We start from the raw sequence: 12979 nt of genomic DNA on the forward strand, positions 1-12979 counted from the left end.
GCCCGCCTCGCCGTGGCGCCAGCGTGAAATCCGCTCGCGCCACGGGCCCGTGTCGGCGATGGGCTGGCGCCAGCCTCTAGCATCGGCGGCTTTCACCTCTGGAGTCCCCGTCATGAGCCAGCCTCTTTCCCTTGGTACGCCCCTGTCCCCCACCGCCACGCGCGTGATGCTGCTGGGCTCCGGCGAGCTGGGCAAGGAGGTGCTGATCGCGCTGCAGCGCCTGGGCGTGGAAACCATCGCCGTGGACCGCTACGAGCACGCGCCGGGGCAGCAGGTGGCGCACCACGCGCGCACCATTGCCATGAGCGACCCCGAGGCGCTGCGCGCACTGATCGAGGCCGAGCGCCCGGCGCTGGTGGTGCCCGAGATCGAGGCCATCGCCACGCCGGTGCTGCAGGAGCTCGAAGCCCAGGGCCTGGTGCGCGTCATCCCCACCGCGCGCGCCGCGCGGCTGACCATGGACCGCGAGGGCATCCGCCGCCTCGCCGCCGAAACGCTGGGCCTGCCCACCAGCCCCTATGCCTTCTGCGACTCGCTGGAGGAACTGCAGCAGGCTATCGACGGCGGCATCGGCTACCCCTGCGTGGTGAAACCGGTGATGAGCAGTTCCGGCAAGGGCCAGAGCAAGCTCGACGGCCCGCAGGACGTGCGCAAGGCCTGGGACTACGCCATGGCCGGCGGCCGCGTCAGCCACGGCCGCGTCATCGTCGAAGGTTTCATTGATTTCGACTACGAGATCACGCTGCTGACGGTGCGCAGCGTCGGCGCCGACGGCCAGGCCGAGACCAGTTTCTGCGCCCCCATCGGCCATGTGCAGGTCAGCGGGGACTACGTGGAGAGCTGGCAGCCGCACCCGATGTCTCCGGCCGCGCTGGAAAAGGCTCAGCACATCGCGCGCGCCGTGACGCAGGACCTGGGCGGCCAGGGCCTGTTCGGCGTGGAGCTGTTCGTCAAGGGCGACCAGGTCTGGTTCAGCGAGGTCAGCCCGCGCCCGCACGACACCGGCATGGTGACGATGGCCACGCAGTGGCAGAGCGAGTTCGAGCTGCACGCCCGGGCCATCCTGGGCCTGCCGGTGGATACGTCCCTGAAGAGCCCCGGCGCCAGCGCCGTGATCTACGGCGGCGTGGAAGGCACCGGCGTGGTGTTCGAGGGCGTGGCCGAGGCGCTGCGCGTGCCGGGCACCGACATCCGGCTCTTCGGCAAGCCCGAGAGTTTCAGCAAGCGCCGCATGGGCGTGGCGCTGGCGCATGCGGACGATGTGGACACCGCCCGCGTGCGCGCCAAGGAGGCGGCGGGCAAGGTGCGGCCCAGGCTGGGCTGAGAACGGGCCGGGCCGCGGCGCGCGCGGGCCTCAGCCCGGCTGGCCGCAGCCGGCGGGCTTGAGGACACGCTCGGTGGAGGCCGGATATTTCTCCAGCTTGCCCGCCGGCCGGCGCGGCCGCGCCACCAGCTCGCCGCCGCAATTGGGGCAGCGGCCGTGCAGCTTCTCGTCCGCGCAGCTGCTGCAGAACGTGCATTCGAACGAGCAGATGCGCGCCTCGATGGAATCGGGCGGCAAATCCTTGTCGCAGCATTCGCAATTGGGGCGGAGTTTCAGCATGGGAACCTCGATGGGCGGGTTGCCCGAAAGCGGACCGTTTTCGGACTGGCAACGGTAACGCAGCGTGCCGGAATACCTGCGACGCCACGGTTCGTGACCTGAAAAGCGGCAATAGTTCACGAGAAAAGCCGCGGCCTGGCGTGGAGCTGATCACAAACCCTTCGGGCGGCCGATAAGGGGCCGCCGGCTCCCTGGGCGGGGCGCCGGACCAGGCCGGAATATCCGGGGCGCCGGCACAGCCTCGCGCCCGGATCGGGACGGTGTTTTGCCGTGATGACCGCCGCCATCGGCCACAGGAGTCAGCGACCATGATGGAAACACGAGATATCGCGAGCTGGGTCTATTCGGGTGCCGAGCGCCGCAGGACCGAGCGCAAGGTGCTGCGTGGCTCCGCGCAGTTGCTGCTGCCCAGCGGCAACCTGGTGGAAACCAGGCTGGTCGATATCAGCCAGGGCGGGCTTGGCCTGGTGGCGCCCGTGAACCTGCCGGTCGGGACGGTGTGCGAGGTCAAATTCCGCTCCGCCCTGTTCGGCAATGGCACCGAGGCTTTAGTGGTTCGCGGCCGCATCGCGCGCAGCATTCTCAGCGGCAAGGAAGGCGGATTCATGATCGGCCTGGAGTTTTCCAATCTTGCGCCGGCCTTGCGCGACAAGATCAAGCGCTATGTGACGCCTTGAGCGGCGAAAGCGGCCGGGCCGCGGACGGCCTCCCGCCTGAGGTGGCCGGTCGGATCTCATAATAAATATCACAGGGGAGCGGACCGGGGCCCGCAATGGCGCCGCGGTTGGCCGATGAATGAATCCAATAGGTTGTACCTCCAGGCGGTGGCTTGAAGCCGAAACGCTGCCGCATGAGCCGGCGCCGGAAATCGTAGCTTGCACCCGCGCGTGCCGGTGAAACCGTCCGACCACAGCGGAAATTCGGCCATCACGGTGGAAATCCAAGAGCAGGCGACCTGGGTATACCTGGGGCTGCAGCATCGCCATGTCGAGCGCCGCAGATTCAGGTCACTGGCGCAGGTATTGCTTCTGCCGACGCGAGAATTGATGGCGGTGCCCACGGTCGATATCAGCCCGGGCGGGGTGGGATTCGTTTCGCCGCTGAACCTGCCGCTGGACCTGGCTTGCGAAATCAGGTTTCGCGCGCCCATCATCGGCCAGCACGTTGAAATGTTCGTGGCCCGGGGACAGGTGGCGTACAGCGTCCTCAGCGGTCCGGAAGGCGGTTTCATCATCGGCCTGCAGTTCACCGACATCGCGGTGTCCGCGCTGGCGCTCATTCGCGAGTATGTGAGCCAGAGCGCCTGGCCGGCGTGATGCCGCGCGGCGGCATGAAGAAATTGGCCGGGAATATCAAGGCCCGTCCGGTTCCGCAGGCTGGCTTCTCTGCAATGTGAAACCGCAATAGCGGTGTCCGGTATTTGTTCACGACTGCCGGGCCAAGCTGGAACCTTTCCACAATTACGCCATGGTTTTACCCGCGGTCGGGCCACGATGTAACTAGATGAAAGTTGATTTGACGGTACTGCGCCGAGCGTTTTGACAAGCCGTTCGGTTCGGGAATTCATGCAAGCCGCCGGCAAGGGCCGGGCGGAATAGGACACAGCGATCATGATGGAGTCGGGCGACATCGCAACATGGGTCAACCTGGGGTTGGACCGCCGCCAAGTCGATCGCAAGGCGTTTCGGTCCCTGGGCCTGCTCAGGCTGCCCAGCCGGCAGGTGCTTGAAGTGCGTACCGTGGACATCAGCGTGGGCGGCATGGGCGTCGTGGCGCCCTGGAACCTGCAGCGGGACTTGTGTTGTGACATCCGCCTGCGCGCCCCGGTGATGAGCGCCGGCATGGATTTCCTGGTGCTGCGCTGCCGGGTGGCGCACAGCATCCTCAGCGGCAAGGCGGACGGCTTCATGATCGGCCTGGAATTCCTGGACCCGCCGGCCGCGGTCCTGGACGTGGTCCGGCAGTACGTCACCGAGTGAGGGCCGGCTGAAGGCTTCCGGCGCGGGCCCGGCCCTGCGATTGCCGGGAGCCGGGGCGATGCTCTTCAGGGTCTGCCCGCACCGAGCCATGTCCTGTCTTTTCACCGCGCGCCTGGTCAACGGCGCCACCGGCGACCCGGGCCTGCACTGCCAGCTCGCGGGCCAGCGCCGCGGCCTGCTGTTCGACCTGGGCGACGTGACGGCGCTGATGCCGCGCGAGCTGTTGCGCGTCTCGCACGCCTTCGTCAGCCACACGCACATGGACCATTTCGCGGGGCTGGACCACCTGCTGCGCGTGATCCTGGGGCGCCAGCCGCGGCTGGTGCTGCACGGTGGTCCCGGCTTCGTGGCGCAGGTGGAGCACAAGCTGCACGCCTACACCTGGAACCTGGTGCACCGCTACGAGGTGGCGCTGGAGATCGAGGTGCACGAGTTCCGTCCCGACGGGCGCCGGCGCAGCGCGCTGTTCTCCAGCCGCGACGGTTTCAGCCGCGCGCGGGACGAGGAGTCGGCCTGGGACGACGACGTGCTGCACGACGAGGACCAGTTCCGCGTGCGTGGCCGCTTCGTGGACCACGGCATCCCGGTGCTGGCCTTCGCGCTGGAGGAGAAGGCGCGCGTGGCCGTCAACGTCGAGCGCATGGCGGCCCGAGGCTTCACCAGCGGCGCGTGGCTGCGCGAGCTGAAAGCCGCCGTGATGTCCGGCGCCCCGGGCGCCACGCCGATCGAGGTGCGCTGGAAGGACCGTGCCGGCGAGCATGTGGCGCTGCGCACGGTCGATGAGCTGCGGCCCGTGGTGCTGGACCAGCGCCCGGGCCGTTGCATCGGCTACGTCACCGACCTGTGCGGCAGCGAGGCCGACGCGCGCACCCTGAGCGGGCTGCTGCGCGGCGTGGACCAGCTGCACATCGAGTGCGTGTTCCTGGACGCGGACCGCGCCCACGCGCAGCACAAGCACCACCTCACCGCCCGGCGCGCCGGCGAGATCGCGCGGCTCCTGGGCGCGCGCGAGCTGGTTCCCTTCCATTTCTCCCCACGCTACGAGGGCCGCGGCGAGGAGCTGCGCACCGAGGCACTGCAGGCCTGGACCGGCCGCTGAGGCCCGGACCGCGTCCGGCCGAGCCGCCGGCTCCCCCCAAGGGGGGACATGGCGCCGCCCTGCCCCGCGCCCTTTCCCTCCGTGGAGGGAAAACGCGCTTTCGCCCCTGCCGGGCCTGAACCGCCGCCGAGAGCCCCGCAACTGAGCCAGCGCATGGGACGCATCGATCGCGTCCCGGCCCCAGGGGCTGCCGCCGTACCAGGCAGCGCGCCGGCCCCGTCACTTCCCCGTTGCGCCTGGGTTTTCCTTCAAGGACTTCACCGATGAACCGTTTTGCCTTCTCCCCGCGCCGTACCGCCCTGGCTGCCGGTCTGCTCGCCGCCGCGGCCGTCTCCACCTCCGCGCTGGCCAACGAACAGGAAGCCGCCGCGGCCGGCTGGGACGACCCGGTCGTGTTCAACATGGTGCGTTCTCCGGGCCTGAAGGACGCGCCCAACTGCGCGCGCTGGGCCAAGGGCCGGGTCTCCATCCAGAAGATGGGTGGCGTCGAGGAAATGACCGTCAAGGTGCAGGGCCTGCCGCCCAACACCGACTTCGCCTTCTTCGTGCTGCAGGTGCCCAACTTCCCCTTCGGCATGGGCTGGTACCAGGGCGAGATCCGCACCGACTGGCAGGGCAAGGGCCAGCAGAAGTTCGTGGGCCGCTTCAACCAGGAGACCTTCTCGCTGGCCATCGGCAACCCGGCGCCGGCGCCGAGCGTGCATCCGCACAGCCCGTTCCCGGATGCGACGACGAATCCGCTGACCCCGCCGCTGCACCAGTTCCACCTGGGCATGTGGTTCAACAAGGCCGCCGATGCCCAGAAGGCCGGTTGCCCCGGCAACGTCACGCCCTTCAGCGGCGAGCACGACGCGGGCATCCAGGTGCTCAACACCAGCAACTTCCCCGACCACGCCGGCCCGCTGCGCCGCGTGAAGTAAACGGCCCTGCCTTTGTGTGTGTGGGACCGCGGCTCAGGGCGCCGCGGTCCGGTTTTGCCGGGGTTGCGCCGCTGGTGCTCCCCGGCCTTTTTGCGCCTGCCGGGCTCAGGCCGCCAGCCGCATCGGCCGCAGGCGCGAGGCCTGGCCCGCGCAGCCGAAAGCCTCGAAGCGCTGGGCGCACAGCTCGCGCGCCGCGGCGGTGGCCTGCTTGAGCACGCTGCGCGGGTCGAAGTCGCCCGGGTTGCGCGCCATGGCACGGCGCATCGCGCCGGTCATGGCCAGGCGGATGTCGGTGTCGATGTTGATCTTGCGCACGCCGTGGCGGATGCCTTCCTGGATCTCCTCCACCGGCACGCCGTAGGTCTCGCGGATCTTGCCGCCGTGCTCGCGGATGACGGCCAGCCACTCCTGCGGCACCGAGGAGGAGCCGTGCATCACCAGGTGCGTGTCGGGCAGCCGGGCGTGGATCTGCCTGATGCGGTCGATGGCCAGGATGTCGCCCGTGGGCTTGCGGCTGAACTTGTAGGCGCCATGCGAGGTGCCGATGGCGATGGCCAGCGCGTCCACGCCGGTCTGGGCCACGAAGTCCGCGGCCTGCGCCGGGTCGGTGAGCATCTGCTCGTGCGAGAGCGTGCCCTGCGCGCCCACGCCGTCCTCCTCGCCGGCCTGGCCGGATTCCAGCGAGCCCAGGCAGCCCAGCTCGCCCTCCACCGACACGCCCACCGCGTGCGCCATGCGCACCACCTGGCGCGTCACATCCACGTTGTAGTCGTAGCTGGCGGGCGTCCTGGCGTCGGGCATGAGCGAGCCGTCCATCATCACGCTGGTGAAGCCGGAGCGGATGGCCTGCACGCACACCGCCGGGCTGGCGCCATGGTCCTGGTGCAGCACGATGGGCAGTTGCGGGTACATCTCGGTCGCGGCTTCGACCATCTTGCGCAGGAAGGGCTCGCCGGCGTACTTCCTCGCGCCGGCCGAGGCCTGCAGGATGACCGGGCTGTCGGTGGCGGCGGCGGCCTGCATGATGGCCTGGATCTGCTCCAGGTTGTTGACGTTGAAGGCCGGCACGCCGTAGCCGTTCTCGGCGGCATGGTCGAGCAGCTGGCGCAGGGAGATCATGGGCATGGTGGGCTCCTGAGAGGTGGGAGGTTGAGGGGGCGACGAAAAACGGAAAGCGTGTTTGAGGGCGGCCGTGGGCTGATCTGGACCGCTCTCTACGTCGTCATTCCCGCGAAGGCGGGAACCCAGGCGGCCCCGCGTCGGAGCGAAGCAGCGGTGCAGTGAGCCGAGCCAGAAGCCCTCGGTGTGCCGACCGATCCACTCACGGCCGACTGGGGGACTGCCTGGGTCCCCGCCTGCGCGGGGATGACGAAGTAGTGGATGTGGACGGTGGGCTTCGGCCCGCAGCCCTCAACCGTGGCTTGGCTTATGCAAGCAGCCTCCTCGCCCTCTCCGCCACCGCCTGCGGCGTGAACCCGAAGTGCTCCAGCAGCGCCGGCGCCGGCGCGGACTCGCCGAAGCGCTCCAGCGCCACCACGTCGCCGTCCTCGCCCACGTACTTCCACCACAGCCCGCTGCGGCCGGCCTCGATGGCCAGGCGCGGCAGATGGCGCGGGATCACGCTGCGCCGGTAGGCCTCGTCCTGCCGCTCGAACACCTCCAGGCAGGGCGCGGACACCACGCGCGCGGCGATGCCCTCATCGGCCAGCCGCTGCGCCGCCGCCAGCGCCAGCTGCAGCTCGGAGCCGGTGGCGATCAGCACCACGCGCTCGTCGCGCGCGCCGCGCAGCACGTAGGCGCCGCGGGCGATCAAGTCGGCGCGTTCCTGCCCGCCGTCGGCATGCGGCAGCGCCTGTCGGCTCAGCAGCAGGCAGCTCGGCCCGTCGCCGCGCTGCAGCGCCTGCTGCCAGGCCACGGCGGTTTCGGTGGCATCGGCCGGGCGCCACACGTCCAGGTCCGGGATCAGGCGCAGGCTGTGGGCGTGCTCCACCGGCTGGTGCGTGGGCCCGTCCTCGCCCAGGCCGATGGAGTCGTGCGTGAACACGTGCACCACCGGCAGCCGCATCAGCGCCGACATGCGCAGCGCGTTGCGGCTGTAGTCCGAGAAGGTGAGAAAGGTGCCGCCGAAGGGCTTGTAGCCGCCGTGCAGCGCCACGCCGTTCATCACCGCCGCCATGCCGAACTCGCGCACGCCGTAGTGCACGTGGTTGCCGCTGCCCTGCCCCGTGAGCGGGCGGCTGCCCTTCCAGTCGGTGAGGTTCGATCCCGTCAGGTCGGCCGAGCCGCCCAGCAGCTCCGGCATCGCCGGGGCCACGGCATCAAGAAACTCCTGCGAGGCCTTGCGCGTGGCGACCTTGGCGGCGCGGCGCTCGGCATCGAGCACGGCGCGGGCCAGCGCGGCGGCCGTGTCCTCGCGCAGCGTGCCGCCGGCGCGGCGGCGCAGGAACTCGGCCGCCAGCTCCGGGAAGGCCCGCGCGTAGGCGTCGAAGCGCTGCTGCCACTGCCGCCGCTGCGCGCCGCCGCGCTCCACCGCGTCCCAGGCCTGGCGCAGCTCGGCCGGCACCTCGAAGGGCGGCGCGTCCCAGTCCAGCGCCTGGCGCACCAGCGCGATCTCCGCCTCGCCCAGCGGCGCGCCGTGCACGTCGGCCGTGCCGGCGCGGTTGGGCGAGCCATGGCCGATCTGCGTGCGGCAGCACACCAGCACCGGGCGCCCGGACTTGCGCGCCTGGGCGATGGCGGCGTCCAGCGCGGCGAAATCATGGCCGTCCACGTTGCGGATCACGGTCCAGCCGTAGGCCTCGAAGCGCGCCGGCGTGTCGTCGCCGAACCAGCCTTTCACGTCGCCGTCGATGGAGATGCCGTTGTCGTCGTAGAAGGCCACGAGCTTGTTCAAGCCCCAGGTGCCGGCCAGCGAGCAGGCCTCGTGGCTGATGCCCTCCATCAGGCAGCCGTCGCCCAGGAACACCCAGGTGCGGTGATCGACGATGTCATGCCCCGGGCGGTTGAACTCCTGCGCCAGCAGTTTTTCAGCCAGCGCCATGCCGACCGCATTGGCCAGGCCCTGGCCCAGCGGGCCGGTGGTGGTTTCCACGCCGGGCGTCATGTGGACTTCCGGATGCCCCGGCGTGCGCGAGCCGAGCTGGCGGAAGCGCTTGAGCTCGTCCATGGGCAGGTCATAGCCGCTGAGGTGCAGCAGCGCGTACAGCAGCATCGAGCCATGGCCGTTGGAGAGCACGAAGCGGTCGCGGTCGGGCCACTGCGGGTCGGCCGGGTCGTGCTTGAGGTGATGGCGCCACAGCGCCTCGGCGATGTCGGCCATGCCCATGGGCATGCCGGGATGGCCCGAGTTGGCGGCCTGCACGGCGTCGATGGCGAGCATGCGCAGGGCATTGGCGCAGCGGCGGCGGATGGGGTCCGGAGCATGGGGCATGGGTTCTCCTTCCAGTGAAATTGACGTACCGGGAAATCAATAGGCACGGTTCGGCACCACAGACCGAGACCGGCATCCCGTGAGTTCGCGCGCCGCGCGCCCTACTTCGTCATTCCCGCGAAGGCGGGAACCCAGGTGGTCCCCACGCCGACCGTCAGCCCATGCGGCGGCGTGCCGGGCATTTCAAATCCCGGGTTTCCCGCAAGTGCTCTTGCGCTCTGGCGTGGGACCGCCTAGGTCCCCGCCCCCGCCTACGCGGGGGCAGGCTCTGCGCGGGGATGACGAAGTGGCAGGCGAAGCAGGCACGCTTACGGTCAGCGTCCGCGACGGTTGCTCACGCCACCATCGCCTGCCTCCTGCGCTCCATCAGCCGCAGGATCATGGGCGTGAAGATGAGCTGCATGGCCAGGTCCATCTTGCCGCCCGGCACCACCAGCGTGTTGGCGCGCGACATCCACGAGTCGTGCAGCATGCTCAGCAGGTAGGGGAAGTCGATGCCCTTGGGGTCGGCGAAGCGGATCACCACCAGGCTCTCGTCGGGCGTGGGGATGGTGCGGGCGATGAAGGGGTCCGAGGTGTCCACCACCGGCACGCGCTGGAAGTTGATGTGCGTGCGCGTGAACTGCGGACAGATGTAGTGCACGTACTCGTGCATGCGGCGCAAGATCACGTCCGTCACCGCCTCGGTGGAGTAGCCGCGCGTGGCCTTGTCGCGGTGGATCTTCTGAATCCATTCCAGGTTGATCACCGGCACCACGCCGATGAGCAGGTCCGGGTAGCGCGCCACGTCATGCTCATCGGTCTTCACGCCGCCGTGCAGGCCCTCGTAGAACAGCAGCTCCGACTCCGGCAGCGGCTCCCAGGGCGTGAAGGTGCCCGGCGGCTGCTGGTAGGGCGCGGCCTCGCGCTCGTCGTGCAGATACTTGCGCGCCTGCCCGGTGCCGGTCTCGGCGTAGTGGCGGAACAGGTTCTCCAGCTCGGCGAAGAGGTTGGCGTCGGTGCCGAAATGGCTGAAGTGCGGCTTGCCGTTGGCCTCGGCCTCGGCCATGGCCTTCTTCATCTCGGCGCGGTCGAAGCGATGGAAGCTGTCGCCCTCGACGATGGCGGCGCGCACGCCCTCGCGGCGGAAGATGGTCTCGAAGGTGCGCGTCACCGAGGTGGTGCCGGCGCCCGAGGAGCCGGTGATGGCAACGATGGGGTGTTTCACGGACATGGGCTGCTCCCGTAGATGGCTTCGATTTCTCCGTTCGCCCTGAGCTTGGTCGTTGGGCCTGCAGGCGGGTCGTGCGGCAGGGCTTCGACGGGCTCAGCCCGAACGGAACCTTTCTCTCAAACCGGGGCGAACAGCCCGCGCTGCCCGAACAGCGGCGAGCGGTAGCCGCCGTCCAGCAGTTGCTCTTCGTGGTAGCGCTCGATGCGTTCGACCTCCTCGGCCGAGCCGAAGATGAAGCCCACGCGCTGCTGCAGCGCTTCGGGCTGCAGGCCCAGTACGCGATGCCGGCCGGTGCTGGCGCAACCGCCGGCCTGCTCGATGAGCATCCCCACCGGGTTGGCCTCGTGCAGCAGCTGCAGGCGGCCCGGGCGCTTGGGGTCGGTGCCGTCGCGCGGGCACAGGAACACCCCGCCGCGCAGCAGGATGCGGTGCGTCTCCGCCACCAGCGAGGCGATCCAGCGCATGCTGAAGTCCGCGCCGCGCACCCCGGCGCTGCCGGCCAGGCATTCATCGACATAGCGCTTCACGGCCGGCTCCCAGAAGCGGCTGTGCGAGGCGTTGATGGCGAACTCGCGCGTGCGCCGCGGCACCTGCAGGTTCGGGTGGCTCAGCATCCACTCGCCCAGCTGCGGGTCCAGCGTGAAGCCGTGCGTGCCGTTGCCCAAGCTCAACACCAGCATGGTGGCGGCGCCGTACAGCGCATAGCCGGCACAGACCTGCTTCGCGCCGGCCTGCAGCCAGTCTTCGGCGGTCGGCGCCGCGCCGGCGGTGGGCGCGCGCAGCACCGAGAACAGGCTGCCCACGCCGTGGTTGATGTCCAGGTTGCCGGCGCCGTCCAGGGCCTGGAACAGCAGCAGGTATTTCCCTCGCGTGTAGGGCTCGGGGATGGGCGTGGCCTCGGCCTCGCCGCAGGCCGAGTAGCCCGCCAGGTTGCCGCCCCACTCGCAGCCGCGCGTGAAGGCCTCGCGCGCGAACTGCAGCGTCGGCTCGCACGCCGCCTCCTGGCCCAGCGCGCCGCGCGCCACGCGCGCGGCGATGGCCTTGCAGGCCAGCGACACGTCGGTCACCAGCGCATTGAGCTCGCCGGTGGCGCGCGGGTGGCGGCGCCGCTCCTCGATGAGGAACTGCGTGAGGTTGCTGCGGCCTTCGATGAGCATGGGAGGTCTCCGTCCTTGGTGGTGTGTGTTTCTGTCAAAGGCCGGCCTGGGCCGCCTGGCGCGGCAGCAGGGCCAGCAGTTGCTGCGGCGCGCGCAGGCGCCACACGGCCGGGCCGGGGTCGGCCACGCCGCCGTAGCCCCAGTCCACCAGCGCGGCCGGGCAGCCGGCGGCGGCGGCGGCCTGCAGGTCCGCCGGGCCGTCGCCCACCATCAGCAGCCGCGACGCCGCCACGCCGAGCTGCCGCGCCGCCGTGTGCAGCAGCGCCGGCTCGGGCTTGCGCAGCGCGGGCGTGTCCGCGCCCAGCACCTCGGTGACGTAAGGCATCAGCCCGGCGGCCTGGACCACGGCACAGGCCAGCTTCGTGGGCTTGTTGGTCACCACCGCAATGGGCAGCACCTCGGACAGTCCGTCCAGCACGGCTTCGATGCCCTCGAACACGCGCCCATGCGCCAGCGGCGCGGCCAGCGTGGTGGTGTCGAAATGCGCGCGCAGCCGCCGCAGCAGCTCGGGCGCCGGGTTGTCCAGGCCGTGCGCGGCCAGCGCGCGCCGGATCAGCACGTCGGGCCCGTCGCCGATCCAGGCCCGCACCACGCGCAGCTCGAAGCTGCCGAAACCCTCGGCTCGCAGCGCGGCGGCCAGGGCGGCGGCGATGTCGGGCGCGCTGTCCACCAGCGTGCCGTCGAGGTCGAAGGCCAGGGCGTCGGCGCGCATCAGGCCACCCGGTACAGCTGCTGCACGGCGCAGGTCGAGAGCGGCCGGCGCAGCTGCTCCAGCCCCTGCAGCGTGAGCCAGGGCGCATCGGGCAACCGGCCGCCGGGCTCGCCGGACAGCGGCTGCTCAGGGTCGCCCAGGTGCGGCAGCAGCAGCGAGGCCTCGCCCAGCTCCTCGTCCACGGTCCACAGCGTGGGCGTGACCACGGTCCACAGCCCGGCCGCGCGCGCCGCGCGCAGGCCGTTGGCCGAGTCCTCGAAGGCCACCGCCTCCTCGGGCTCCAGGCCCAGCGTGCGCAGCGCCAGCTCGAACACGTCGGGCGCGGGCTTCTTCCGGCGCACCAGGTCGCCGCAGGCGATGACGTCGAACAGCCCCGGGCCCTCCGGCCCCAGCGTGGACACCAGCAGCGCCTCGACGTTGGAGGGGCTGGTGGTGCTGGCGATGGCCAGGCGCAGCCCGGCTTCGCGCGCCTCGCGCAGCAGCCGTGCCACGCCCGGGCGCAGCCGCAGCGCGCCGCTTTCGACCAGCGCCGCGTAGTGCCGCGTCTTGGCCGCGTGCAGCGCCGGGACGCGCGCCAGCGCGGCGCGGCGGTCGTTGTCGCCAAGGCCGAGGCTGTCGATGTGGTGCGCGATGCGCTCCTTGCCGCCGGTGACGCGCAGCAGCTCGCGGTAGCGCGCGCGGCCCCAGTCCCAGCGCAGGCCGGCGTCGGCGAAGGCGGCGTTGAAGGCCTGGCGGTGCAGTTCCTCCGTGTCGGCCAGGGTGCCGTCCACGTCGAAGATCAGGGCATTGAGAGTCAAGTGCGGCTCCTTGGGGGTCACTCCACGCCCCGTTCGCCCTGAGCTTGTCGAAGGGCCTGCGGCTTGCTG

13 protein-coding genes are annotated in these 12979 nt (G+C 70.5%); 6 read left to right on the top strand and 7 right to left on the bottom strand.

Features of this window, described 5'->3' with window-relative positions; translation table 11 throughout:
- Positions 1-112 precede the first annotated feature (112 nt).
- On the top strand, positions 113-1324 hold the full coding sequence (gene purT, locus HHL10_RS12505; protein ID WP_169160694.1) for a formate-dependent phosphoribosylglycinamide formyltransferase: 1212 nt from the start codon (positions 113-115) through the stop codon (positions 1322-1324).
- Between the two features lie 30 nt (positions 1325-1354).
- On the opposite strand, the gene HHL10_RS12510 is transcribed toward purT, so the two are convergent.
- Positions 1355-1603 carry a DUF1272 domain-containing protein gene (locus tag HHL10_RS12510; protein ID WP_169160822.1) on the bottom strand — a complete coding sequence of 83 codons (249 nt, stop codon included), beginning with the start codon at positions 1601-1603 and terminating at the stop codon, positions 1355-1357.
- Between the two features lie 311 nt (positions 1604-1914).
- Between HHL10_RS12510 and HHL10_RS12515 the strand changes: the two genes are divergently transcribed.
- The 5 genes from HHL10_RS12515 (at position 1915) to HHL10_RS12535 (ending at position 5601) form a co-directional block, all read left to right on the top strand.
- A complete protein-coding gene (locus HHL10_RS12515; protein ID WP_205833014.1) occupies positions 1915-2280 on the top strand; it encodes a PilZ domain-containing protein in 366 nt (121 codons plus the stop codon).
- Positions 2281-2478: 198 nt separating this feature from the next.
- Complete coding sequence (locus HHL10_RS12520; RefSeq protein WP_169160696.1) at positions 2479-2919, top strand: PilZ domain-containing protein; 441 nt, start codon at positions 2479-2481, stop codon at positions 2917-2919.
- Between the two features lie 294 nt (positions 2920-3213).
- Positions 3214-3582 carry a PilZ domain-containing protein gene (locus HHL10_RS12525; RefSeq protein WP_169160697.1) on the top strand — a complete coding sequence of 123 codons (369 nt, stop codon included), beginning with the start codon at positions 3214-3216 and terminating at the stop codon, positions 3580-3582.
- A gap of 88 nt (positions 3583-3670) precedes the next feature.
- A complete protein-coding gene (locus HHL10_RS12530; protein WP_169160698.1) occupies positions 3671-4681 on the top strand; it encodes a ribonuclease Z in 1011 nt (336 codons plus the stop codon).
- Between the two features lie 263 nt (positions 4682-4944).
- Positions 4945-5601 carry a hypothetical protein gene (locus HHL10_RS12535; protein ID WP_169160699.1) on the top strand — a complete coding sequence of 219 codons (657 nt, stop codon included), beginning with the start codon at positions 4945-4947 and terminating at the stop codon, positions 5599-5601.
- Positions 5602-5706: 105 nt separating this feature from the next.
- Here the strand turns inward: HHL10_RS12535 and fba are convergent, their stop codons facing one another.
- The 6 genes from fba to HHL10_RS12565 all read right to left on the bottom strand — a co-directional run bounded on the left by fba (position 5707) and on the right by HHL10_RS12565 (position 12910).
- Complete coding sequence (fba, locus tag HHL10_RS12540) at positions 5707-6726, bottom strand: class II fructose-bisphosphate aldolase (RefSeq protein ID WP_169160700.1); 1020 nt, start codon at positions 6724-6726, stop codon at positions 5707-5709.
- 301 nt (positions 6727-7027) lie between these two features.
- Entirely contained in the window at positions 7028-9031 is a 2004-nt protein-coding gene (gene tkt, locus HHL10_RS12545; protein WP_169160701.1) for a transketolase, read from the bottom strand.
- A 334-nt stretch (positions 9032-9365) separates the two neighbouring features.
- Entirely contained in the window at positions 9366-10244 is an 879-nt protein-coding gene (locus HHL10_RS12550; RefSeq protein WP_169160702.1) for a phosphoribulokinase, read from the bottom strand.
- A gap of 116 nt (positions 10245-10360) precedes the next feature.
- Positions 10361-11401: a class 1 fructose-bisphosphatase gene (locus tag HHL10_RS12555; protein WP_169160703.1), complete on the bottom strand. Its 1041-nt coding sequence runs from the start codon at positions 11399-11401 to the stop codon at positions 10361-10363.
- Positions 11402-11435: 34 nt separating this feature from the next.
- On the bottom strand, positions 11436-12113 hold the full coding sequence (locus tag HHL10_RS12560) for an HAD family hydrolase (protein WP_169160704.1): 678 nt from the start codon (positions 12111-12113) through the stop codon (positions 11436-11438).
- On the bottom strand, positions 12113-12910 hold the full coding sequence (locus HHL10_RS12565; RefSeq protein ID WP_169160705.1) for an HAD family hydrolase: 798 nt from the start codon (positions 12908-12910) through the stop codon (positions 12113-12115). The genes HHL10_RS12560 and HHL10_RS12565 overlap by 1 nt, the downstream gene beginning before the upstream one ends.
- Positions 12911-12979: the final 69 nt, after the last annotated feature.

The sequence above is a fragment of the Azohydromonas caseinilytica genome, assembly GCF_012927045.1.
Lineage (GTDB): Bacteria > Pseudomonadota > Gammaproteobacteria > Burkholderiales > Burkholderiaceae_C > Azohydromonas > Azohydromonas caseinilytica.